Genomic DNA, 23,298 nt, shown 5'->3' with positions numbered 1-23,298 from the left:
AAGGAAACAGCATGCAACGGCGCACCACTCCCCAGCGGTGGCGCATCGCCGCCGTGGCCGTGGCCACCGCAGCCACCTCGCTCGCCGCCCTCACCGGTACGGCCGGCGCCGCCGGCGAGACCGTCACCGTCCAGTACCGCACCGGTGCCGGCTCCGCCACGGCCGACCAGTCCGAACCCTGGCTCAAGGTCAGGAACACCGGGGCCGTCCCCGTCCAGCTCTCCACCGTCACGGTGCGCTACTACTTCAAGGCCGACTCGGCCGGGGCCGCCTACCGCTTCGCCTGCTCCTGGGCCGTCAAGGGCTGCGCCAACATCACCGGCACGTTCGGCACCCTCGCGCACCCCACCGCCACCGCCGACCGCTACCTCGACATCGGCTTCACCGCCGGAGCCGGCAGCCTCGCGCCGGGTGCCGACACCGGGGACATGCAACTGCGCTTCCACCGCACGGACTGGCAGCCCCTCAAGCAGAGCGACGACTACTCCTTCGGCGCCGGCCGCACCACGTACGCCGACTGGCCCAAGGTCACCGCACAGGTCTCCGGCAGCACGGTGTGGGGCACGGCCCCCGAGGGCAACGACCCGACCGATCCGCCGACCGATCCGCCCACCGACCCGCCGGCGGGCGGACAGACGCTGTTCGACGACTTCAACTACAGCGGCCACAGCGACCCGAGAATCTCCGCGAACGGCTGGAACGTCCGGGCCAACTCGGGCGGGCCCGGCGTGCCGGGTGCCACCTGGGCGCCCGAGAACGTGACCTTCGCGGCGTCCGGCGGCAATTCCGTGATGAACCTGCGCACGTCGACGGCGGGAACGGCCGCGAGCACCAAGCAGACCGAAGTCCTCACCAAGGCGACGAAGTTCAGGAACGGCACGTACGCCGCCCGCGTCAAGTTCTCCGACGCGCCCGTCTCCGGCCCCGACGGCGACCACCTGGTCCAGACGTTCTTCACCATCAACGACCTCAAGGCGCCGATGGCCGACGACTACGCCGAGTACGACTTCGAGTACCTGCCCAACGGCGGCTGGGGCGAGCCCGCCAACATCCTGTACACCACGTCCTGGGAGACGTACAACCCGGATCCGTGGCAGGCCGTCAACCAGCACACCGAGTCGCGGCAGAGCTACGCCGGCTGGCACGACCTGGTGCTCACGATCGACAACAACAACATCACGTACTACGTGGACGGGCAGCGGTTCGGCACCCATGACGCCGCCTACCTGCCCGAGCGTCCCATGTCGATCAACTTCAACCAGTGGCTGATCGACCTCGCGGGCCAGACGAGCACCACTCCGCGCGCCTACGACCAGCAGATCGACTACGTCCTGCACGTCAAGGACCAGGTCCTCACACCGGCGCAGGTCACGGCGAAGATCAACGCCTACCGCACGTCCGGCACGACCTTCGAGGACACGGTCCCCAACGCCTAGCCACGGAAGCGGCCCCGCACACGCCAGGGCTGCCCGCCGCACCGACGGGCAGCCCTGCTCACCCAGGGCCGTGACTCAGTCGAGGCAGAACTCGTTGCCCTCGACGTCCTGCATCACGATGCACGACTCGTTCTCCTCGTCGGCGAGCAGCACCTGCACCTGCGTCGCCCCGAGCGCGAGAAGCCGCTCGGACTCCGCCCGCAGCGTGGCCAGCCGCTCCTCGCCCACCAGGCCCGTGCCGACGCGCACGTCGAGGTGCACGCGGTTCTTGACCACCTTGCCCTCGGGCACCCGCTGGAAGTACAGCCGCGGCCCCTCGCCCGAGGGGTCACTGCACGCGAACCACGCACCCCGCTTCTGCGCGGGCAGCGAGTCCTCGTAGTCGGCCCAGCTCGTGAAACCCTCCGGCGGTGGCGGTGCCACGTACCCCAGCACCTCGCACCAGAAGCGGGCGACCCGCTCCGGATCCGCGCAGTCGAAGGTGACCTGGAACTTCCTGATCGTCGGCATCGGCGCACCATAGCAGGGGACTTCGCCGCTCCTCCGCTCCTTTTCGCCGGCCTGCCACGGGGTCGGGCTCAGTGGGACGTACCCCGGTCCCGGGGTGCCGCCGCGGGCAGTCGCGCACCGGCCGGGGCCTGCCCGGCCGTCGTCTCCGGAACCGTGGCGTGACTGCCGTGGTCGAGGGGGGTGGTCCCGGCGAAACCGCTGCGGGTCATCTCGCCCCACACAGGCGTCCCGTTGCGCAGCGACGCCCACCACCCCTGCAGTCGCCACAGGGCCGTGAGCTGCCGGTAGCCGAGGTTCTCGACGACGGTGGCCGCGGCCGCCGCGGCCAGGTCACCGAGACGGCGGTAGCGGTGCAGACCCAGCTCGTCCAGCAGCAGGGCGAGCAGCGACAGCAGCACGGCGTAGCCGAAGGCCGCCAGCAGGAACAGCACGGCCAGCGACGCGGAGACCACACCGAACCCGAAGCCGACGCAGACCGTGATGAGACCCCACACCTCGAGCAGCGGGGCCAGCAGCTCGAACAGCACGAAGTAGGGATAGGCGACCATGCCGATGACGCCGTAGCGGGAACGCAGCAGCATCCGCCGGTGCCGCAGCAGCGTCTCGTACAGGCCCCGGTGCCAGCGTCTGCGCTGCCGGGCCAGCACGCGCCCGCTGTCGGGGACTTCCGTCCAGCAGACCGGTTCGGGGATGAACTCGATGCGGTAGGGGCGGCGCCGGTCGCGCAGGTGCCGGTGCAGGCGCACAACGAGTTCGAAGTCCTCCCCGAGGGAGTCGGCGTTCATCCCGCCGACCTCCACGAGGACGTCACGGCGGTACAGCCCGAAGGCCCCGGAGATGATGAGCAGACCGTGCAGACGGGCCCAGCCGGTGCGGCCCATGAGGAACGCCCGCAGGTACTCGACGACCTGGATGCGCGGGAGCCAGCTCTTCGGGATGCGGGGTTCGGCGACCTGCCCGTGGCGTACGACGCTGTCGTTGACGGGACGGATGACGCCCCCGGCGGCGACGACGTGCAGCGGATCGGCGACGAACGGCTGGGCGAGCGTCAGCAGGGCGTCCTCGTCCAGCAGGGAGTCGGCGTCCACCATGCACACCAGCGGGTGGGAGGCCAGGTCGATGCCGACGTTGAGGGAGTCGGCCTTCCCTGAGTTGTGGGTGCGCACGACGGTGAGGGGCACGGAGTGGGTACTGACGTACACGGCCCGGGCCGGTTCCCGGGACGTGACCTCCTGGGGGCGCACGCGTTCCACCGGTACGAGCCCGAAGGCCTCGCGGAGCCGGTCGAAGGTGCCGTCGCGTGAACCGTCGTCGACCAGGACGACCTCGTGGCGCGGGTAGCGCAGGGCGAGCATGGCGCGCACGCTCTCGACGATGGTCGGCTCTTCGTTGTAGGCGGCGGTGACGATCGACACCGGTGGGCTGAGCGGGCTGGTGGCGAGGTCGTCGAGGCCGGTGAACCGGCGGCGCCGCGCCAGACGGGGGATGGTGCGTCCGGCCACCACCAGCAGCACCAGGTACACGGTGTTCAGCGCGAGGAAGTAGCCGATCACCAGGTACTGGCTGAGGTGGACGAGGGTGACGGCGATGTCCTTCACCGGCCGGTGCCTCCTCGGTGGTCGATGGCGCAGGAGAGGGCTTCACGGGCGTGCGCCCCGGCGGGATCGGCGCCACGCGCCGCGTCGGTCAGCGCCCTGCGTCCCGGCCGGTCCAGACGCAGCAGGGCGCGGGCCGCGGTGTGGGCCGGGCGGTAGCTGCCGTGCCGGAGCGTCTGCTCCAGTGCGGGCACCGCGCTCGCGTCACCGATCAGACCGAGCGCTTCGGCGGCGGCCGCCACGACCCGGCCGGAGGAGTCGGTGCGGACGATCGTGGTCAGCGCGGCGACGGCCGCGGGTTCGCCGACCCGGCCCAGAGCCGCCGCGGCCGCCGCCCGCACCATCGCGGCGGGGTCGTCCAGTGCCGCCGACAGGGCCGGAAGCGCCCGGCGGTCCCGGATCAGGCCGAGCAGTTCCACGGCCAGGGCCCGGTGCTGCTCGTCGCCGCCTGAGGCCGCTGCTGTCAGCGCCCGGACGGAGGCCGGCCCGATGCGGACGAGGGCGTCACCGACCAGGCCGGGGGCGACGGTCCGGGGCGCGTCCAGGGCGGCCAGCAGCAGACCCGCGCTGACCGGGTCACCGAGCCGCCCCAGGGCGCGGACCGCCGTCTCGCGCACCGTGACGCTGCGGTGGCCCAGCAGGCCGTGCAGGACGCGCAGCGCCTCGGGACCGCGCACGGGGTCCGTCCGCAGGCTGGGCCCGGTCAGGGCGAGCACGGTCGCGGCCCGGGCCCGCCGCAGCGATCGGGGCCTGGCGGCGTGTGCCAGGGCCGTGTCGACGACGCCGCGCTGCACCAGGACATCGGTGAGCGCCCGGTGCGCGCCTCCTTTGACGCGGCTGAGCAGGCGGGTGACAGCCGGCTCCACCGCCTGCCAGGACTGCCGGTCCAGCGCGACCAGCGCCGCACCGGCCGACGGGCTCTCACCGCCCGCTGTCTCCACGACGAGGTGTCTGGCGGCCGTCGCAGCACCCCGGACGGCCCGTTCCCGGCGGTTGCGCACCGTCCGGATGACGCAGAGCGCGAGCAGGCAGAGCGCCGCCCAGGCCGCGGACACCGACAGAACCGTCTGCGCCACCGTACGCACCGCTGTCGGCCCCCTTCGTCGCCCACGCGGCCAGCCTGCGGCGGTGCACGGGCGCGGGCCAAGGAACCTCGTGCGTTTGCCACGGCGCGTCCCCCGCAGGGATGACCGGCCACCGCGCGGAGGGCGGCGGTGACGGGGGATGCACTCCTGCGGCGGGAAGCGGACGCGACAGCCGGTGTTGCGGCCATCGGTGGGCCGGGTGAAGCTGCCGAGAACCGCACATGTGTGACTCCGGGGCAGGGAGGCCCAACTCGTGGACGCCGGCGACGACCCCGCCGAGCACCGCCGTCTCGCGGTGCTGGAGCGCTACGGCATCGTCGGGGCGCCCGCACCGCCGGACCTGGACGTCATCGTCCGGCTGACCGCGCGGGTGTGCGACGCTCCGCAGGCCGCCGTGAACATCATCTCCGCCGACCACCAGCACCAGATCGCCGCGGTGGGCATCGCCCCCTCGGTGTGTTCGCGTTCGGACTCCATGTGTGCGGTGAGCATCCGCGCCACCAGCCAGGTCCTGGTGCCGGACGCACGGCAGGACTCGCGGTTCGCCGCCAATCCCTGGGTGACCGCCGCCGCGGGCGCCGTACGGTTCTACGCCGCCTCCCAACTGCACTCACCGGAGGGCGAGACGCTGGGCACCCTGTGCGTGTTCGCCCAGGAGGTGCGGTCGCTGACCGATCGGCAGCGGCAAGCGCTGGACGATCTGGCGTCCCTCGTCGTGGATGTCCTGGACCTGCACCGGCACCGGCAGTTGCTGCATCACGCCCTGCTGGCCGCCGACCAGGTGCGGGCCGAGCTGGAACGCTCCAACACGGCGCTGGAGCAGTTCGCCGGTCAGGTCAGCCATGACCTGAAGAACCCGCTCACCGGCATCACCGGCCACGCGGGCCTGCTGGCGGAGCTGCCGGGGGTGACCGGGGACGCGCAGGCGGCGGCCTTCGTCGGCCGTATCGAGGCGGCCACCTCTCGCATGAACCGCACCATCGAGGCCGCCATGGCCCTGGCTCGCACCGGTGGAGGGCTGCACCTCGCGGAGACCGACCTGCAGGTACTGGCCCAGGAGGCCGTCGAGGACCTGCGGGCGGAACTGACGCGGGCGCGGGCACACGTGTGTCTCGGCATGCTGCCGGTGGTCCCCTGCGACGGCACCCAGATCCGCAGGCTCCTGCAGAATCTCGTGGCCAACGCGGTCAAGTACCGCCGTCCCGACCGGCCCGCGCGCATCGAGGTACGCTGCGACAACGACGCGGACGGCTGGAACCTTCGTGTCACCGACAACGGAGTGGGGATCCCCGCCGAACAGCGCCGTCACGTGCTGGAGCCCTTCGTGCGGCTGGACACCGGCGCCGCACCCGGTTCCGGGATCGGTCTGGCCACCTGCCAGCGCATCGCGGTGGCGCACCGCGGCACCCTCACGGTCGACGCGGCCGCCGGCGGGGGAACGACGGTGACCTGCCATCTGCCGTACCCGCCGGGGACGCGGGACTGAACGCTCCGGCGGCGCCGGTCAGGACCGTGCGCGGGCGAGCACGGCCTGGACACGGCTGCCCACCTCGCGCGGACTGAAGGGCTTGGCGATGTAGTCGTCCGCGCCGGCCGCGAACCCGGCCTCCACATCGCCCTCTTCGGACTGCGCGGTCAGCAGGATGACCGGCAGCGCCGCCGTCGCGGGGTTCTGCCGCAACCGCCGGCACACCTCGACACCGGTCAGGCCCGGCATACGGACGTCCAGCACGGCCAAGTCCAGGTTCCGGCTGCTGGCGATCCGCAAGGCTTCCGGGCCGTCCTGCGCGGCCAGCACGGTGTGATGGGCGCTGCCCAGTTTGAAGGACACGACGTCCCGGACGTCCTCGTCGTCGTCCGCCACCAGAATGGTCGCCACGGCACACTCCCTGTCAGCGCACAACTCGCGCGCGGATAGGGCGGCAGGCGACCACGGCGCCGCCCGTCGCCCGGCCGCCCGCCGGGGCTTTCGAGTATCGCGCAGAGACGTCGCGGTCGCCCGGTCACGCCGGTGCCACCGGGGGACGGCTGCGGCGGCGCCGCGGGGGAGCGGAACGTGGTGCCGCCACAGCCGGCCTGGGGTGTACGTGCCCACCGGGCGTGGCCCCAGTCGTCAAACCACCCTCGCCGGTGAAACCCGCCCGGGCCCACGAGCCGCCGTGCCCCTGGCCCCGGGTGCGATCTTCATCCGCTCGGCCCATGGTGGTCCTGGACCTTCTGCGTCACGCCGCGCACGGCACCGCTGTCAGGAGGCGTCATGATGGCCTTGGCACTGCTCACGCCCCTGGTGCTGCTGGGCGTGGTGTTCGCACTGGACGCCTTCGAGGGGTACCTGTTCCCGCCGCCGCCCGCTGCCCCTCCCGATGCGCCGGAGGAAGGGACGGTCGCTCACCTGTTCGGGGATGAGTGACCGGGCGGTCACGCCTGGGCCAGCAGGGGGTCGTAGGCGGTCGTGCGCCGCCGCCCCGCCATGAAGGACAGGAAGTCGCCGACGAAGGCGCTGCGGCTGTACGTCCCGTCGGCGCCGGGGGCGTCCCGGTGGAACCCGGTGCGGAACAGCGCCCGGTACTCGTCCGCGTCGATGCGCTGGTTGCCGTCCTTGTCCGTGACGTCGAAGAGGACCTCGGCGACCCGGATCAGGGCCGGTCCGGCCAGGGACGGGACGGCGGCGGCGTACTCGCGGACGCTGACGCGCCCGTCCCCGTCGGCGTCGAGGGCCGTCTGCAGTTCGCGCCACCAGTCGGCGTACGCGTCGTAGAGCCGGGTCTCCTCGGGCTCGTCGAGGTCGAGGCGGCCGGACAGTTCCCGGGCCATGGCGGCCAGGTCGGGCCAGTCCAGGTACCCGTCGCCGGTCTGGTCGAGGACATCCGCGAAGAACTCCTCCGCGCTGCGCTGCGCCGCGCCGCCGGTGGCCGGCTCCGGCTCCGCCGGAAGCGGGGTGATGAGGCGGATGAGGGCGCCGGCCCGCTTCATCCGGTCCCGCAGGGCGCTGATCGTCCGCGCGCGCGGATCGTCGCTGTCGGGGGAGAGCGTGACCATCTCGGCGATGGTGTCGGCGTGGATCCAGCCCTCGGGCAGGAACCGGGCCAGACCGGCGGCCAGGTACGCGCCCTGCATCAGGGTCTGGACGCCCGCGATCTCCGGCAGACCGGCCCGCCGCCGGAACGGCTCCGGGAGGGACGCCACCGTGATCGCCCCGATGACGGGACCGGCGACGGCCCGGCCGGTCGCCCACAGCGCGGGGAACCCGGTCAGCACCGGAGGGGCGGGCAGGTGGTCGAACAGCTTGTACAGGATGATCCGCATCGCCTCGGTGTTCTCCAGCTCCTCGGCGACCACCCGGTCGTAGTAGGGCCAGAACGCGTCCAGGGTGGGCGGCAGTTGGGAGGCGTCACCCTCCATCGCGGCCAGGAACGCCTGGAACTCGGCGTACAGCTGCTCCATCGTCCGCTGTTCCAGAGGCTGTCCGCTGAGACGGCACATGGTGACGGCGCTCTCGAACATGGTCGCCACCACCCAGGCCCGCACGGCCGGGTCCATCGCGTCGTAGGGCCGCTCCCGTGCGTCGGTCCCGCGCAGCCGTGCGTGCATGCGGTTGAGCCGGGTCGCCTCCCGCTGCCGCACCTCTTCGTCGGCCCCGAACATCCGCCGCAGGCTCGTGAACGTGTTGCTCAGCCGCCGCCAGGGGTGGACGACGAACGTGGAGTTCTCGATCAGGGCGGCGCCGATCTGCGGGTGTGCCGCCTCGAGCACGGTGGCGCGGATCATGGCCAGCGCCCAGCGCGGGTCGTTGAAGAGCGTGTGGAACTGCGAGCCGGGACCGAACAGGGGCCCGTCCGCGGCGTCGTGGTCCTCGGTTCCGTGCTGTTGCGTACCGGCACCGGCGGTCGCGGAGCGGGCGCTGTCTGCGGTCGTCACGATCGGGTCTCTCCGTTCTGGTTCGGCAGGACGCCGCCGAAGCGGCGGTCGCGCTGCCGGTAGGCGTGCAGGCAGTCGAGGAAGTCGGGGGCGCGGAAGTCGGGCCACAGCACCGGTGGGAAGACCCACTCGGCGTAGGCGACCTGCCAGAGCATGAAGTTGGAGATGCGCTGTTCGCCGGAGGTGCGGATGACCAGGTCGACGTCCGGGGTGTCGGGGAAGGGCAGGTGGTCGGCGAAGCTCTGCTCGGTCACGGCCTCGGCCGGCACACCACCGCGGATCAGCGACCGTGCCGCCTCGACGATGTCCCTGCGGCCGCCGTGGTCGAAGGCCACGGTCAGGGTCATCTGCCGGTTCTCCGCGGTCAGCGTCGTCAGATCGCGGATGTCCCGGGCCAGTTCAGGGGGGATGCGGGGATCGGTCATGCCCAGGAAGCGGCAGCGGATGCCGCGCGCGTGCAGCAGCGGGGCATGTTTGCGCACCACGCGGCGCACCAGATGCATGAGGAAGTCCACCTCGGCGTCGGGCCGGCGCCAGTTCTCCGTGGAGAAGGCGTACAGGCTCAGCCAGCCGACGCCGGCCGCCCGTGCGGCTTCGATGACGTCGATCACCGTCGTCTCGGCGGCACGGTGCCCCGAGGTCCGGGGAAGCGAACGCTGCGCCGCCCAGCGGCCGTTCCCGTCCATCACGCACGCGACGTGGCGGGGCACCGGACGGGGCCCGGACACGCTCCCGCTGCCGTGTGCAGCGGCGGGAGGAGGGGTGAGCACATCACTCGTCGACCGCTCCGCTGTCACACACGCCCCCCTCAGCGCCCCGGCCGGCGCGACCCCTCAGGGAGGGGCGACGCCCGACGGGCCCCCGCCGTCTCTCGATCACCAACGGCAGGTTGACAGCGATCAGCGGGGCGGGGACGGCATATGCGCGGGAATCACCCTTCGTACGCGTGTCCGAGTCCGGGAACGGCGACGGCCGGGCGGACGCCCCGCGGGGTGCCCGCCCGGCCGGCCGCCGTCGGTCAGGCGGCGGCCTCCGCCCCGGCCTCCGTCACCGGGGCGGTGCGGGACGGCTCGGCGACCGTCCGGCGGCGGCGCGTGGGAAGGCCCATGGTCGGGTGGGCGACACCCCAGGCCGCGCCCTTGCAGATGAGCTCCTTGTAGGTCGCCGCGAGCCGGCCGGTGAGGGCGTGGCGGACCGCGCGGTCGTCGGCGGTGACGTACTGGATCAGGCCCTCCTTGCGGCCCAGCGAGATGCACTGGTTGAAGTAGCGCAGGGAGATGTCGGGGAGCTTCCCGCCCGTCAGGCGGGCCGCGATGGCGTCGGCGGCCTGCCAGGCGGTGGGGACGCCCGAGGCGCAGGACATCCGCAGCGGCTTCCCGCCCGGGCCGGCCACCAGGGCGGCGTCACCGACGGCGTAGACGTCCGGGTGGGAGACCGAGCGCATGGTGCCGTCGACGACGATCCGGCCGGTGCCGTCGACCTGCAGGGCGGAGGCCCGGGCGATCGGGTGGACGGCGAATCCGGCGGTCCAGACGGTGACGTCGGCGGGGACGGCCGTGCCGTCGGAGGTGCGGACGCGGTCGGCCTCGACCGCGGTGACCTCGGCGTTCTCGTGGACGGTGATGCCGAGCCCGTCGAACACCTTGCGCAGGTGCCGGCTGCCCTTGGCGGACAGCCAGTCGCCGAGGCCGCCGCGGGCGGCGAGGGAGACGTCGAGGTCCGGGCGGGCCTCGGCGATCTCGGTGGCGGCCTCCACGCCGGTGAGACCGCCGCCGACCACCATCACGGACCGGCCGGCGTCCAGCCGGGCCAGGCGTTCGCGCAGCCGCAGCGCACCGGGGCGGCTCGCGATCTGGTGGGCGTGCTCGGCGGTGCCGGGAACACCCTGGTCGTTCCAGCCGCTGCCCAGGGCGTAGACGAGGGTGTCGTACTCCAGATCCTCGGTGCCGCCGCCGGTCGTCACCGTGACCGTCCTGGCGTCGACGTCGATGCCGGTCACCTGCGCGAGCTTCACGGTCACTCCGGTGTCCGCGAACATCTCGCCGAGGGGCCGGGGCGTGAGCTCCTGGCCGACGGCGAGCTGGTGCATCCGGACGCGTTCGACGAAGTCCGGCTCGGCGTTGACCAGCGTGACGGCGACGTCGTCGCGGTGCAGCCGCCTGGCGATGCGCCCGGCAGCGGACGCTCCGGTGTATCCGGCTCCGAGAACGATGATGCGGTGCTGCATGGCCTGCTCCTGTCGTCAGCGGGTTCGCCTCTTGAACCGGGCGGCGTCCCGCTTCCTGACAAACAGAGCGTGTGACCTGCGTCACATCAAAGTGGAGGGGGTCAGAAGGCCCGCAGCAAGGGCTCCCCGTGCTCGGTGGCGGCCCACCGTTCCGTCGCGCGCTCCAGCTTGTCGGGGTTGACCTGGCTGCGGAACGCGGCGATGCCGTCGGCGCCGATCTCCAGGCACATGACGCCGACGACCCGGCCGTCGACCACCACCACCAGGGCCGGGCCCCCGTTCGCGGTCGAGGCGTAGATGTCGGGGGAGCCGCCCACCAGGGCGCGCTTGGCCTTGCTCGGTCTGAACAGCCCCCGCATGAACGTCGCGACCGCGGCGGCGCCCTCGAACGCGCGGGCGCGGGCCGGGACCTTGCCGCCGCCGTCGCCGACCGCCACGGCGTCCTGCGTGAGCAGCCGGACGAGCGGCTCGGTGCGACCGCTGGTGGCGGCCGCCAGGAACTCGTCGATGATCTTCCGGGCGGCCGCCTCGTCGACCTCGGCCCGGGCCTTGCCGGCCGCGACGTGCTTCTTCGCCCGGTGGTGGATCTGCTGGCTGGCGGCCTCGCTGACGTCCAGGATCTCGGCGATCTCCCGGTGCGAGTAGGCGAAGGCCTCGCGCAGCACGTACACCGCGCGCTCGTTGGGGGACAGCCGTTCCAGCAGGACCAGGACGGCGTAGGACACCGACTCGCGCTGCTCGGCCGTGTCCGCCGGGCCCAGCATCGGGTCCCCGGCGAGCAGCGGCTCGGGCAGCCACCGGCCGACGTAGGTCTCGCGGCGGGCGCGGGCCGAGGTGAGCTGGTTCAGGCACAGGTTCGTGAGCACCTTGGTCAGCCAGGCCTCGGGAACCTCGATGCGGTCGACATCGGCCGCCTGCCAGCGCAGGAACGTCTCCTGCACCGCGTCCTCGGCCTCGCTCGCCGAGCCGAGGAGACGGTACGCGATGGCCTCCAGGCGGGGCCTGGCCGCCTCGAAGCGGTCCACGTCGTGCACGGTCAGCACCATGGCCCGGATCCTAACCGGCCCGCCCGCCGGACGCCGCGGCCGGTGCGGCCCCCGAGGGCCGCACGGTAGGTCCGCCCCCCGGGAGCGCGAAGCAGGTGGGTGAAGCCTGAGCCACCGTCAGCTCCCCGGGGCATGCATGAGGATCGCCGCCGTATCCGGCCTGGTCGGCGGCATCGACGCGCTGGAGGCGAGAGTGATGAACGAACGAGCCGGACGGACGGGCCCCGACACCATCAGCGTCCCGGTCCTCATCGTGGGCGGCTCCCTGGTCGGCCTGTCGACGTCCTTGTTCCTGGGGCGGCTGGGCGTGCCGCACGTGCTGGTGGAGCGTCACGCGGGCACCTCGATCCATCCGCGGGGCCGCGGCAACAACGTCCGCACGATGGAACTGTTCCGGGTGGCCGGCGTGGAGAGGGCGATCCAGGACGCGGCCGCCACCCTGGCCGTCAACCACGGCATCCTCCAGACGCCCACGCTGGTCGGCGACGCGGGCGAGTGGCTGTTCCGGGACATCGACCCGGGCGGCGGTCTGGCCCGCTTCAGCCCCAGCGGCTGGTGCCTGTGCAGCCAGAACGACCTGGAGCCGGTCCTGCTCGACCACGCCCGCGCGCACGGCGGCGACCTGCGCTTCTCCACCGAGCTGATGTCGTTCGAGAGCGACACCGACGGGGTGACCGCCCTGGTCAAGAACCGCGAGACGGGCGAGCACACCACCATCCGGGCGGACTACCTCGTCGCCGCGGACGGCCCGCGCAGCCCCGTGCGCGAACAGCTCGGGATCACCCACAGCGGACCGGGCGACCTGTTCCACAACGTCAGCCTCACCTTCCGCTCCCGCCGGCTCGCCGACGTCGTGGGCGACCGGCACTTCATCGTCTGCTACCTGACCGACCCGGAGGCCGACGGCGCCCTGCTGCCGGTGGACAACCGCGAGAACTGGGTCTTCCACGCCCCCTGGCACCCGGAGCAGGGGCAGAGCCTGGACGAGTTCACGGACGAGATGTGCACCGACCACATCCGCCGCGCCGTCGGGGTCGCCGACCTCGACGTGGAGATCACCGGCAAGGCACCCTGGCACGCCGCCCAGCGGGTCGCCCGCAGCTACCGGTCGGGCCGGGTGTTCCTGGCGGGCGACTCCGCCCACGAGATGTCCCCCACCGGCGCCTTCGGCTCCAACACCGGCATCCAGGACGCGCACAACCTGGCCTGGAAGCTGGCCGCGGTCCTCGGCGGCTGGGCCCGCGAGGAACTGCTGGACACCTACGACGCGGAGCGCCGGCCCGTCGCCGAGGCCACCAGCGCCCGGGCCGCCGCCCGATCGGCCGAGCACAGCCACCCCGGCTTCGCGCCGCCGCCGGCCGCGGGCGGCGGCGGCCCGCAGCGGGGCATCCTGAACGTCGCCCTCGGCTACCGCTACGCACAGGGCGCCGTCGTCGGCGCCGACCCCGAGGCCCCCGTGGTGCCCGAGGGCCTCGACCTCACCGGCGCGCCCGGCACCAGGGCTCCCCACCTGTGGGTGCGCCGCGGGGACGACCGGCTGTCCACCCTCGACCTCTACGAGCGCTCCCTGGTGCTGCTCAGCGACGCCGCCGAGCCGAACGGGTGGCACGAGGCGGCCCTCCGCCTCGCCGGCGAGCTGTCCGCCCCACTGGAGTCGTACCGGGTGGGCAGCGGGGACCGGGCGGATCTGGTCCCGGAGGACTCCGCCGACTGGGCGGAGCGCCACGGCACCGGCCCCGGCGGCGCCGTGCTGGTCCGGCCGGACGGGTTCGTGGCCTGGCGCGCCCGGGGCCCGGAGGCGGACCCCGAGGCGACGCTGCGCGACGTCCTGCGGACCGCGCTGGCCGTGGGCTGACCCGCGCACCCCGTCGCGGCCCGGCACGTCGACTGCCGGGCCGCGGCCGTGCGGCGGGGCAGCCGTCCCCCAGCCCTGCGGACGTGTGTAGGCGGAAACCACCCGCGCCCGGCCCGCACCGTCACCTGTGCGGAGGAGCACGGGCGGCGGAACAGCGAAAACCACGGTTCGGCAGGTCCGCCCCGGCATATGCCCCCCGGCCGCGCCCGTCACATCACTCCTGCACTACATCCGAGTCGCGCGATGCGTGGAACCGGCCACAGGATCGAGGAACGCTGACGTCGCCCCTCTGCGACCGGCACCCACTTTCCCCTCCGCGAAGGAGCTGTGCGCAGGATGACCACCACGTCCGAACGGGCCGCAGGTTCGCGGGTGCGGCAGGCGTCGCACCATGTCTCCCAGTCCGTCTTCGACGGCTCCCGGCTGCGCGTCGTCCTCCTGGTCGACGTCAACGACGGCGCGCAGCAGGAGTTCCTCGAAGCCTACGAGCAGTTGTGCAACCAGGTCGCGTCCGTCCCCGGGCACGTCAGCGACCAGCTGTGCCAGTCGATCGAGAACCCCTCCCAGTGGCTCATCACGAGCGAGTGGGAGAGCGCGCCGCCGTTCCTCGCATGGGTCAACAGCGAGGAACACGTGCAGATGGTGCGGCCGCTGCACAACTGCGTGCGCGACACCCGGTCGCTGCGCTTCCACGTCGTGCGCGAGACCGGCGGCCCGGCGGACGGTCCCGACGCGGCGCAGCGCCGCCTGCAGGCCGCCCCCCGGATCGGTGACGGCGTCATCCGGCACGCGCTGACCTTCACGGTCAAGCCGGGCAGCGAGGACGTCGTCGCCAAGATCCTCGCCGAGTACGCCTCGCCCGAGCCGAAGGTCGACGACTCCACCCGGCTGTGCCGCACCTCGCTGTTCATGCACGGCAACCGTGTCGTGCGGGCCGTCGAGGTGCGCGGCGACCTGCTGGCGGCCCTGCGCCACGTAGCCCGCCAGCCCGAGGTACGGGCCGTCGAGGAGGCCATCAACCCCTACCTGGAGCAGGACCGGGACCTCAACGACCCCGAGTCCGCCCGGGTCTTCTTCACCCGTGCCGCGCTGCCGGCCGTCCACCACGTGACGGCCCGGGACCAGGACGAGCGGGCCGAACGGCACGCCCTGTACTACCCGGCCCGGCCGGAGTGCGGGATGCGGCTGGCCGAGCTCCTGGCCCACCAGGACGAGGCGGCCGCGGACGACCCGCGCAGCCCGGTCCTGCGCAGCACGATCTTCCAGCGCGACGACGTCGTCGTACGGCTGGTCGACGTGCGCGGCGCGCTGGAGGACGGCGACCCGGCCCACATCCTCGGACTGTCCGACCCGGCGCGGACGGCCGAACTGACGACGCTCCTCGACGACGCGGCGGACACGTCCGGGGACGCCGACCCGGCGCGCTTGCTGGAACTCGCGCGCATGGACTTCGTCACCGACCGCCGGGCGCCCGACGCCTGACCGCCCACCCCGGGGAGAGGCGGTGCCCGCCTCTCCCACGCCGGTGCAGCACATCAACGGAGGAACGCGTGATCACATCCCGTCCCAAGATCGTGAGCCTGAACGACGTCGAGCCCAACCGCCGGCGAGGCGGTGACCTGCGCGCCATGCTCACTCCGACGGCGGTGGGCGCCACCAGCGGCTTCATGGGCGTGGCCCTCATCGAGCCCGGCGACCGCATCGGCGAGCACTACCACCCCTACTCGGAGGAGTTCGTCTACGTGGTGTGCGGGCAGCTGGAGGTCGACCTCGACGGAGAGCCGCACCCGCTCCTGCCCGAGCAGGGCCTGCTCATCCCGATCAACGTGCGCCACCGCTTCCGCAACGTCGGCAACGTGGAGGCGCGCCTGGTGTTCCACCTCGGCCCCCTCGCCCCGAGCCCGCCGCTGGGCCACGTGGACACCGAGGAGACCGACGCCGAGTCCGCGGTGGTGGGGGCGGAGGCGGCCGGACGAGACCAGGTCCCGTCATGACCCGACGTGTGGCGGTCACCGGCATAGGCATCGTCGCGCCCGGCGGCATCGGCGTACCCGCCTTCTGGGATCTGCTGTCGGCCGGGCGCACGGCGACCCGCGGCATCACGTTCTTCGACCCGGCGGGCCTGCGTTCGCGGATCGCCGCCGAATGCGACTTCGACCCCGCCGCGCACGGACTTCGGGCGAGCGAGACGGAACGCTCCGACCGCTACATCCAGTTCGCCATGGTGGCGGCGGACGAAGCGGTACGGGACGCCGGTCTCGACGTGGGCGCCGAGAACCCGTGGCGGGTCGGCGTCTCGCTGGGCACGGCGGTCGGCGGCACCACGCGGCTGGAGAACGACTACGTCCTGGTCAGCCACGGCGGTGAGCGCTGGGACGTGGACCACCGCAGGGCGGGCGCGGACCTGCACCGCGCGTTCTCGCCCAGCACCCTGGCCTCGACGGTCGCGGAGCGGTTCGGGGCGCGCGGCCCGGTGCAGACCGTCTCCACGGGCTGCACCTCCGGACTGGACGCGGTGGGCTACGCCTTCCACACCGTCGAGGAGGGCCGGGCCGACGTCTGCATCGCCGGCGCCTCGGACTCGCCGATCTCCCCGATCACCATGGCCTGCTTCGACGCCATCAAGGCCACCTCGCCCAACAACGACGACCCGGCCCACGCCTCGCGTCCCTTCGACGCCGACCGGGACGGGTTCGTCATGGGCGAGGGCGGCGCCGTCCTCGTCCTGGAGGAGCTGGAGCACGCCCGGGCCCGCGGCGCCCACGTGTACTGCGAGCTCGGCGGCTACGCCACCTTCGGCAACGCCTACCACATGACCGGTCTGACCAGTGAGGGCGTGGAGATGGCCCGTGCCATCGAGGAGGCTCTCGACCACGCCCGGCTCGACCCCACCGCCGTCGACTACGTCAACGCGCACGGCTCGGGCACCAAGCAGAACGACCGCCACGAGACCGCCGCGGTGAAGCGGGTGCTGGGCGCGCACGCCTACGAGACCCCCATGAGCTCCATCAAGTCGATGGTGGGCCACTCCCTGGGCGCCATCGGGGCGATCGAACTCGTCGCGTGCGTACTGGCCCTGGCCCACCAGGTGGTGCCGCCGACCGCCAACTACGAGACGCCCGACCCCGAGTGCGACCTGGACTACGTGCCGCGTGTGGCCCGTGAGCGCAGGCTCGACAGCGTGCTCTCGGTGGGCAGCGGCTTCGGCGGCTTCCAGTCCGCGGTGGTCATGAGCCGGCCGAGGGAGACGACACGATGAACGCATCCCGCCCACGGCGCGCGGCCGTCACGGGAGTCGGTGTGATCGCGCCCAACGGATCCAGCACCGAGACCTTCTGGAAGTCCACCCGCGAGGGCATCAGCGTCCTGGACCGGGTCACCCGCGAGGGCTGCGAGCACCTGCCGCTGCGCGTGGCGGGCCAGGTGCGCGACTTCGACCCGTCCGCGGCGATCGAGGAGCGCTTCCTCGTCCAGACCGACCGGTTCACCCACTTCGCGATGGGCGCCGCCGATCTCGCCCTGGACGACGCCCGGTTGCCCCGGTCGGAGACCGACAACGCGCCGTTCTCCGTCGGCGTGGTCACCGCGGCCGGCTCCGGCGGCGGCGAGTTCGGCCAGCGTGAACTGCAGCAACTGTGGGGCAAGGGCAGCCGCTACGTCGGCCCGTACCAGTCCATCGCCTGGTTCTACGCCGCCAGCACCGGCCAGATCTCCATCCGGCGCGGCTTCAAGGGGCCCTGCTCGGTGGTCGCCGCCGACGAGGCGGGTGGCCTGGACGCCCTCGCCCACGCCGCCCGGGCCGTGCGCCGCGGCACCGACGTGATCGTGGCCGGGTCGACCGAGGCCCCGATCGCGCCCTACTCCATGGTCTGCCAGCTCGGCTACGAAGAGCTCAGCACGGTCGACGACCCGACCCGGGCCTACCGCCCGTTCACGTCCTCGGCCTGCGGGTTCGTGCCCGCTGAGGGCGGCGCCATGCTCGTCGTCGAGGCGGAGGAGACGGCCCGGGCGCGGGACGCGCGGGTGCGGGCGCACCTGGCCGGGCACGCGGCGACCTTCACCGGCGCCTCCCGGTGGGAGGAGTCCGCGGAAGGGCTCGCGCAGGCCGTGCGCGGCGCCCTGGCCGAGGCCGAGTGCGCCCCCGAGGAGATCGACGTGGTCTTCGCCGACGCCCTCGGCGTGCCGCTGGCCGACCGCGCCGAGGCCCTCGCCCTCGCCGACGCCCTGGGAGCCCACGGCACCCGGGTCCCCGTCACGGCGCCGAAGACCGGCATCGGCCGCGGCTACTGCGCGGGACCGCTGATGGACGTCGCGGCGGCGGTCCTCGCCATGGAGCACGGCGTGATCCCGCCGACGCCGAACGTCTTCGACGTCTGCCACGACCTCGACCTCGTGACGGGGCAGGCCCGCACCGCCGAGGTGCGCACGGCCCTGGTCCTCAGCCGGGGGCTCATGGGGTCCAACTCGGCGCTGGTGCTGCGGCACGGCGCCACCGGCGCCTCGTCGTGAGGCGCCGCGGAACAGGAGAGGAAGGAAAACGCCATGAGTGAGCGCATCACTGTGGAAGAACTGTCCGAACTCATGAAGAAGTGCGCCGGTGCCACCGTCAGCCCGGCCGAACTGCGCGAGGACGGGGCGCTGTTCGAGTCCATGGGTGTCGACTCGCTGGGTCTGCTGGGCATCGTGGGCGAGCTGGAGAACCGGTACGGCACGCCGATGCCCACGGACGCCGAGCGCTCCAAGTCGCCCCGGCAGTTCCTCGACCTCGTCAACGGCGCCCTTCTGGCAGGAGCGTGACATGGCCGGACACACGCAGAACGAGATCACCATCGCAGCGCCCGTGGACCTGGTGTGGGAGGTGACCAACGACCTGGAGAACTGGCCGCAGTTGTTCAGCGAGTACGCCTCCGTCGAGATCCTGTCCCGGGAGGGCCGCAAGACGACCTTCCGCCTCACGATGCACCCGGACGAGAACGGCACCGTGTGGAGCTGGGTCTCCGAACGCGAGCCGGACCGCGACACCCTCACGGTCGACGCCCGCCGGGTCGAGACCGGCCCCTTCGCCCACATGGACATCCACTGGCAGTACGAGGAGGTCCCGGGCGGCACGCGGATGGTGTGGACGCAGGACTTCGCGATGAAGCCGGACGCACCGGTCGACGACGCCTGGATGACGGACAACATCAACCGCAACTCCAAGGTGCAGATGGGCCTGATCCGCGACCGCATCGAGAAGATCGCCGCCGAGCGCGGCGAGAGCCCGGTCTGACCCGCCGAACCGGACGGAGCCACCCTCATGCACCAAGCCCTGATCGTCGCCCGGATGGCCCCGGGATCGGCGCCCGACATCGCCAAGGTGTTCGCGGAGTCCGACCGCGGGGAGCTGCCCCACCTGGTCGGCGTGACCCGGCGCAGCCTCTTCCAGTTCGGCGATGTGTACATGCATCTGATCGAGGCCGAGCGCGAGCCCGGGCAGGCCGTCGCGCAGGTGGCCGGGCACCCCGAGTTCCGGGCCATCAGCGAGCGGCTGGAGGCGTACGTCAGCGCGTACGACCCCGCCACCTGGCGTTCCCCGCAGGACGCCATGGCGCAGCGCTTCTACCTGTGGGAGCGCGAGCCGGCCGGCTGACCGTCGCCTGCTCCCACCGGTTCGCCGGGTCCACGACGCCGTGGACCCGGCGAACCGGCGTCTGCGGCCGCCGGGGGAGACCCGGGGTCACCGGGGCTCCCGGGCGTCCGGGGTGCGGTCGGATCAGCCGGGGATGTGGCAGTCGAACGCGTGCAGATAGGGGTTGACCGGACTGATGTCGTCGATGACCAGTCCCGCCCCGGTCAGCCGGTCCACCATGCTCTGCGTGGTGTGCTTCGCCCCTCCCACGTTGAGGAGCAGCAGCAGGTCCATCGCGGTGCTGAACCGCATGGACGGCGTGTCGTCGACGAGGTTCTCGATGACCACGACACGCGTTCCCGCGCCACCGGCCTCACGCACGTTGCGCAGGGTCCGGGTGGTGCTCTCGTCGTCCCACTCCAGGACGTTCTTGATGACGTAGACGTCGGCCCGCACCGGCACGGCCGAGCGGACGTCACCCGGCACCACGCGCGCCCGGTCCGCCAGGTCCCCGCCCGGCAGCAGCCGCGGCACCGCGTTCTCCACCACCCGCGGAAGGTCCAGCAGCGTGCCCTCCAGGGCGGGGTACTTGTCCAGCAGGCTCGCCACCACGTGCCCCTGGCCCCCGCCGATGTCGGCGACCGACGCGCAGCCCGTGAGGTCGAGGAAGCGGGCGACGTCCTGCGCGGACTGCACGCTGGAGGTCGTCATGGCGCGGTTGAAGACGTCGGCGGACTCCGGGGCGTCCTCGTTGAGGTAGGGGAAGAACTCCTTGCCGTACAGCTCCTGCACCACGCTGCGGCCGGTGCGCACCGCCTCGTCCAGCTTCGGCCACACGTCCCAGGTCCACGGCTCGGTGCACCACAGGGCGATGGCCCGCAGGCTGTCCGGGTCGTCCTCGCGCAGCAGCCGCGAGACGTCGGTGTGCGCGAACGTGCCGTCGGGGCGCTCGCTGAAGACGCCGTAGCAGGACAGGGCGCGCATGAGCCGTCGCAGGGGGGCGGGTTCCGTCTTCACGGACGCCGCGATGTCCTCCACGGCCATCGGCGTGTCACCGAGGGCGTCGGCCACGCCCAGCCGGGCGGCCGCGCGCAGGGCGGCGGCGCAGGCCGCCCCGAATACGAGTTCCCGCAGCCGCATGGACGGCGGAGGAGCGGGCTGAGTGGTCGTCATGTGCCGCCTTCCTGATCGATTCACGTGAAGCACGAGGGACGTCGGACGTGTGGGGGTGGTGCGCTTCCGCGCGGGGGGCGACGGCGCGCCGTCAGCACAGACCGGCGGGCTGCGAGGAGGCGCAGGTGTTGCCCTGGAACGTGTTGCCCACGCCGGGGTCCGTGTTGACCAGGTCCGCCGGGGAGTTGCCGCTCAGCAGGTTGTCGCTGATCCGGTTCCGCTCACTGGGCGTGCCCACGAAGCTCTTGAACACGACGATGCCGCCCGACAGCGGGGAGGTGCCGGCGTTGTCCCTGATCACGTTGTGGGTGATCACGTTGTCGTCGGTGCCCGTCAGGACGATGCCGGAGCCCTGCAGGGCGTCCAGGCGCGCGGTCTTCGGGCAGGACTTGTTGTTGCGCTCGATGCGGTTCTCGCGCACGGTCACCCGCCCGGCCTTGGGCTTGTTCTCGTCCCCGACGAGGAACACCGCCGCGCAGTTGCCCGTGAGGCGGTTGCCGACGACGGTCAGGTTGCGCAGCCGGCGGACGGTGACGCCGATCCGGTTGCCCTCCAGCCGGTTGCGCTCCACCACCGTGCCCCCGGCGTCCGAGGCCCCCTCCTCCTCCGTCACCGTGTTGGCGAGGAACAGGCCCGCGTCACCGTTGTCCCGTGCGGTGTTGCCGCGGAACACCCCGCGAGGCGAGCGCTCGGTGGCGATGCCCCAGACCCCGTTCCCGACCGCGCTGACGCTGCGCACCGTGAGCGCCTCGGCCGAGTGGGCGTACACGCCGGTCTTGCGGAAGCCGGTGACCGTCAGGGAGGCGATGGTGACGCCCTTGACGCTGTCGGTCCTGGTGCCCGTGACGCAGATGCCGTTGCCGGCCGCGGCACACGCGCCCGAGGCGGCTTTGGCGGTGGGGGAGGCGCCGGTGGCCGCCGCGGGCCGGAGCACGGTGCCGCGGCCCATGCCGCGCAGGGTGATCCCGGGCGTGGTCACGTCGACGCTGCCGTGGTGGACGCCGTGCGCCAGCAGCACGGTGTCGCCGGGTCCGGCGGCGTCGACCGCCCGCTGGATCGATTCGCCCGGCTTCACCAGACGGACCGGGTGGGCGGCGGCGGTGGACGGAGCGGCGCCCAGGCTCGTCCCGAGCAGCGCGGCCGTGCACGCCAGATACGCGATATGGCATTTGTTCATATCGCGCAGGTTATGTTCACAAAGGCCGGGAACCGGTGCGATGGGCCATCCGGCGGCGTGGCACAAGCGTCTCGCGTCACCGCCCGCGGCCGGAGGCACGCGGACCTTCGCCGAAGCGCCTCGCGTGGACCCCCGGGGTCGTCCGCAACGCCCGTCTCTCTGAGGGGGATCAGCCCCGCGACACCCGGCACGTTCCCTCACACTCGGCTTCGCCCGCGCGGAAGGAACCCCCACCGCCGCACGGGGCGAACACCCGGGTCCGGCCACCACGCGGACGCCCGCCCGGCAGGCCGGGAGCACGCACCGGACGCCGCAGAGCCCGCCCTCCGGGCGGACGACGCGACTTCGCGGGCACCCCCTAGGCCCTCCGGCCGCCCCGAGCCTCCGTCGCCGCGGGCGCATGGCGCAGCCACGTGTAGGCGACCGGCTGGACGGCGTTCCAGCCCTCCGCCAGCGCGGGATCGACCGGCACGAACCCGGCGCCCAGATAACACCCGAGCGCCCGGTCGTTGTCCGGGTGCACCCGAAGGAAGACGTCGGCGAAGCCGGCCTCGACGGCCCGGGCGGTGAGGGCCGCCACGAGCTGACGGCCCAGTCCCTGGCCCCGGGCCCCGGGAGCCACGATGAGCCGCGCCAGCTCGACCTCGTCCTCCTCGGCGTCGAGCCACAGCTCCCCGTACGCGAGGGGCCGCTCACCGTCGACCAGGACGTGGGCCCGTACGCCGTCGTCCTCCTGCCACCCGGCGACCGTCCGCTCGGGCAGGGGGAACTCGCGCCGCCCGCACCACAGGAGGACCTCCGCCGCGGACGTCGGCCAGCCGGCGACCGCCGACGCATACCGGGGGGCGAAAGGGCGAAGTTCCATGATCACCTGCCGTCTGAGTGCTTCCGGGGCGGCGACAGTACGCCGGACGGCTCCCGGCGAGCCACCGGATTAGTGCCTCACACCCCGGCGGGGGCGGCGTCGCGCACGGCCCGGTGGACGGCGCGGGCCAGCCGCGCGCCCCACAGCGAGCGGGGACCGGCGAAGGCGTGCACCTCGTCCCCGGGCACCGGGGAGCGGGCGGCGACGCACACGGCGTCCGTCGGGGTCCCGGAGCAGTCGTGGCCCGCCTCGAGCAGTGCCTGCACCTTGGCCTCGGTGGCCGTCGCGACGGCGTTGACCAGGGCGGCGTCGGACAGGGCCACGGGGAGCGCGACGACGATGTTGACCGTGCCCGGCGTCACGTCCGCGTCACGGCCCGCCACCGGGGAGGCCGCCCAGCCGCGCACCCCCAGACCCGCGGTGGCGAACGCTTCCACGCCGCCGTCACGGGCGCGGCCGTGGGCGCGGACGTCGGCCGCCGTCATCAGCCCGACACCCGGCCCGCTCGCCCCGGCGGCCCGGGCGAGTTCCGCCAGGTGCCGGTCGGGGTCGGTACGCCGGTAGCCGTGCGCGACCTGGGCGTTGAGGACGAACGTCCGCGTCCCGATGCCTCCCCCGAGGACGGCGCTGCTGACCATCCGCCACCCGTCGCCCGCCCGCCACAGCAGCCCGTGGAGCCGCTCGCCGTCCTCGACGCGGCTGAGCCGCTCCACCGTCAGCAGTTCGGTGGGGGCGGGGCGGGACAGCGGGATCGCGGCGGTCACGGACGGGCACTCCTTGCAGGACGGCTACCGGCCGATCGT

The 23,298-nt window shown here is 73.0% G+C and carries 23 protein-coding genes; 11 read left to right on the top strand and 12 right to left on the bottom strand.

Features of this window, described 5'->3' with window-relative positions; all coding sequences use genetic code 11:
• Positions 1 to 11 precede the first annotated feature (11 nt).
• Positions 12 to 1,436 carry a cellulose binding domain-containing protein gene (locus tag ACZ4M5_RS17570; RefSeq protein WP_467737688.1) on the top strand — a complete coding sequence of 475 codons (1,425 nt, stop codon included), beginning with the start codon at positions 12 to 14 and terminating at the stop codon, positions 1,434 to 1,436.
• Positions 1,437 to 1,511: 75 nt separating this feature from the next.
• On the opposite strand, the gene ACZ4M5_RS17565 is transcribed toward ACZ4M5_RS17570, so the two are convergent.
• The 3 genes from ACZ4M5_RS17565 to ACZ4M5_RS17555 form a co-directional block, all read right to left on the bottom strand.
• Positions 1,512 to 1,946, bottom strand: a complete 435-nt coding sequence (locus ACZ4M5_RS17565) for a VOC family protein (protein WP_467737686.1) — start codon at positions 1,944 to 1,946, stop codon at positions 1,512 to 1,514.
• Positions 1,947 to 2,014: 68 nt separating this feature from the next.
• Positions 2,015 to 3,544: a glycosyltransferase family 2 protein gene (locus ACZ4M5_RS17560; protein ID WP_467737684.1), complete on the bottom strand. Its 1,530-nt coding sequence runs from the start codon at positions 3,542 to 3,544 to the stop codon at positions 2,015 to 2,017.
• The gene (locus ACZ4M5_RS17555) at positions 3,541 to 4,617 is read right to left on the bottom strand and encodes a HEAT repeat domain-containing protein (RefSeq protein WP_467737682.1); all 1,077 of its coding nucleotides are present in this window, start codon (positions 4,615 to 4,617) and stop codon (positions 3,541 to 3,543) included. Before ACZ4M5_RS17555 ends, ACZ4M5_RS17560 begins: the two co-directional genes overlap by 4 nt.
• Positions 4,618 to 4,879: 262 nt before the next feature.
• On the opposite strand from ACZ4M5_RS17555, the gene ACZ4M5_RS17550 reads away from it, so the two are divergent.
• Entirely contained in the window at positions 4,880 to 6,112 is a 1,233-nt protein-coding gene (locus tag ACZ4M5_RS17550) for a sensor histidine kinase (RefSeq protein ID WP_467737680.1), read from the top strand.
• A gap of 18 nt (positions 6,113 to 6,130) precedes the next feature.
• Here the strand turns inward: ACZ4M5_RS17550 and ACZ4M5_RS17545 are convergent, their stop codons facing one another.
• Entirely contained in the window at positions 6,131 to 6,505 is a 375-nt protein-coding gene (locus tag ACZ4M5_RS17545) for a response regulator transcription factor (protein WP_467737678.1), read from the bottom strand.
• Between the two features lie 378 nt (positions 6,506 to 6,883).
• Between ACZ4M5_RS17545 and ACZ4M5_RS17540 the strand changes: the two genes are divergently transcribed.
• Positions 6,884 to 7,036 carry a hypothetical protein gene (locus ACZ4M5_RS17540; protein ID WP_467737676.1) on the top strand — a complete coding sequence of 51 codons (153 nt, stop codon included), beginning with the start codon at positions 6,884 to 6,886 and terminating at the stop codon, positions 7,034 to 7,036.
• A gap of 8 nt (positions 7,037 to 7,044) precedes the next feature.
• On the opposite strand, the gene ACZ4M5_RS17535 is transcribed toward ACZ4M5_RS17540, so the two are convergent.
• The 4 genes from ACZ4M5_RS17535 to ACZ4M5_RS17520 all read right to left on the bottom strand — a co-directional run bounded on the left by ACZ4M5_RS17535 (position 7,045) and on the right by ACZ4M5_RS17520 (position 11,817).
• The gene (locus ACZ4M5_RS17535) at positions 7,045 to 8,454 is read right to left on the bottom strand and encodes an oxygenase MpaB family protein (protein WP_467738040.1); all 1,410 of its coding nucleotides are present in this window, start codon (positions 8,452 to 8,454) and stop codon (positions 7,045 to 7,047) included.
• A gap of 86 nt (positions 8,455 to 8,540) precedes the next feature.
• A complete protein-coding gene (gene uppS / locus ACZ4M5_RS17530) occupies positions 8,541 to 9,230 on the bottom strand; it encodes a polyprenyl diphosphate synthase (protein WP_467738039.1) in 690 nt (229 codons plus the stop codon).
• A gap of 332 nt (positions 9,231 to 9,562) precedes the next feature.
• Positions 9,563 to 10,771: an NAD(P)/FAD-dependent oxidoreductase gene (locus ACZ4M5_RS17525; RefSeq protein WP_467737674.1), complete on the bottom strand. Its 1,209-nt coding sequence runs from the start codon at positions 10,769 to 10,771 to the stop codon at positions 9,563 to 9,565.
• Between the two features lie 101 nt (positions 10,772 to 10,872).
• On the bottom strand, positions 10,873 to 11,817 hold the full coding sequence (locus tag ACZ4M5_RS17520; protein ID WP_467737672.1) for an RNA polymerase sigma-70 factor: 945 nt from the start codon (positions 11,815 to 11,817) through the stop codon (positions 10,873 to 10,875).
• 196 nt (positions 11,818 to 12,013) lie between these two features.
• Between ACZ4M5_RS17520 and ACZ4M5_RS17515 the strand changes: the two genes are divergently transcribed.
• From ACZ4M5_RS17515 to ACZ4M5_RS17480, 8 genes are all read left to right on the top strand, one after another.
• Positions 12,014 to 13,672, top strand: a complete 1,659-nt coding sequence (locus tag ACZ4M5_RS17515; protein WP_467738037.1) for an FAD-dependent oxidoreductase — start codon at positions 12,014 to 12,016, stop codon at positions 13,670 to 13,672.
• Positions 13,673 to 14,008: 336 nt separating this feature from the next.
• Positions 14,009 to 15,154 (top strand): SchA/CurD-like domain-containing protein, encoded by a 1,146-nt coding sequence (locus tag ACZ4M5_RS17510; RefSeq protein ID WP_467737670.1) that lies wholly within the window; start codon positions 14,009 to 14,011, stop codon positions 15,152 to 15,154.
• A gap of 68 nt (positions 15,155 to 15,222) precedes the next feature.
• The gene (locus ACZ4M5_RS17505) at positions 15,223 to 15,666 is read left to right on the top strand and encodes a cupin domain-containing protein (RefSeq protein WP_467737668.1); all 444 of its coding nucleotides are present in this window, start codon (positions 15,223 to 15,225) and stop codon (positions 15,664 to 15,666) included.
• A complete protein-coding gene (locus ACZ4M5_RS17500) occupies positions 15,663 to 16,931 on the top strand; it encodes a beta-ketoacyl-[acyl-carrier-protein] synthase family protein (protein ID WP_467737666.1) in 1,269 nt (422 codons plus the stop codon). Before ACZ4M5_RS17505 ends, ACZ4M5_RS17500 begins: the two co-directional genes overlap by 4 nt.
• The gene (locus ACZ4M5_RS17495) at positions 16,928 to 18,181 is read left to right on the top strand and encodes a ketosynthase chain-length factor (RefSeq protein ID WP_467737664.1); all 1,254 of its coding nucleotides are present in this window, start codon (positions 16,928 to 16,930) and stop codon (positions 18,179 to 18,181) included. The genes ACZ4M5_RS17500 and ACZ4M5_RS17495 overlap by 4 nt, the downstream gene beginning before the upstream one ends.
• A gap of 33 nt (positions 18,182 to 18,214) precedes the next feature.
• Positions 18,215 to 18,469 (top strand): acyl carrier protein, encoded by a 255-nt coding sequence (locus ACZ4M5_RS17490; protein WP_467737662.1) that lies wholly within the window; start codon positions 18,215 to 18,217, stop codon positions 18,467 to 18,469.
• Between the two features lies 1 nt (position 18,470).
• On the top strand, positions 18,471 to 18,941 hold the full coding sequence (locus ACZ4M5_RS17485; RefSeq protein WP_467737660.1) for an SRPBCC family protein: 471 nt from the start codon (positions 18,471 to 18,473) through the stop codon (positions 18,939 to 18,941).
• 27 nt (positions 18,942 to 18,968) lie between these two features.
• Complete coding sequence (locus tag ACZ4M5_RS17480; RefSeq protein ID WP_467737658.1) at positions 18,969 to 19,301, top strand: TcmI family type II polyketide cyclase; 333 nt, start codon at positions 18,969 to 18,971, stop codon at positions 19,299 to 19,301.
• 123 nt (positions 19,302 to 19,424) lie between these two features.
• On the opposite strand, the gene ACZ4M5_RS17475 is transcribed toward ACZ4M5_RS17480, so the two are convergent.
• The 4 genes from ACZ4M5_RS17475 to ACZ4M5_RS17460 all read right to left on the bottom strand — a co-directional run bounded on the left by ACZ4M5_RS17475 (position 19,425) and on the right by ACZ4M5_RS17460 (position 23,259).
• On the bottom strand, positions 19,425 to 20,453 hold the full coding sequence (locus ACZ4M5_RS17475) for a methyltransferase (protein WP_467737656.1): 1,029 nt from the start codon (positions 20,451 to 20,453) through the stop codon (positions 19,425 to 19,427).
• A 91-nt stretch (positions 20,454 to 20,544) separates the two neighbouring features.
• A complete protein-coding gene (locus tag ACZ4M5_RS17470) occupies positions 20,545 to 21,630 on the bottom strand; it encodes a right-handed parallel beta-helix repeat-containing protein (protein ID WP_467737654.1) in 1,086 nt (361 codons plus the stop codon).
• 358 nt (positions 21,631 to 21,988) lie between these two features.
• Complete coding sequence (locus ACZ4M5_RS17465) at positions 21,989 to 22,495, bottom strand: GNAT family N-acetyltransferase (RefSeq protein WP_467737652.1); 507 nt, start codon at positions 22,493 to 22,495, stop codon at positions 21,989 to 21,991.
• A 77-nt stretch (positions 22,496 to 22,572) separates the two neighbouring features.
• Complete coding sequence (locus tag ACZ4M5_RS17460) at positions 22,573 to 23,259, bottom strand: adenosylcobinamide amidohydrolase (protein ID WP_467737650.1); 687 nt, start codon at positions 23,257 to 23,259, stop codon at positions 22,573 to 22,575.
• Positions 23,260 to 23,298: the final 39 nt, after the last annotated feature.

The organism is Streptomyces sp. NPDC026246 (genome assembly GCF_055567995.1).
Note: the sequence above shows the minus strand (reverse complement) of the source record. Positions and strands in the feature narration are given on the sequence as shown.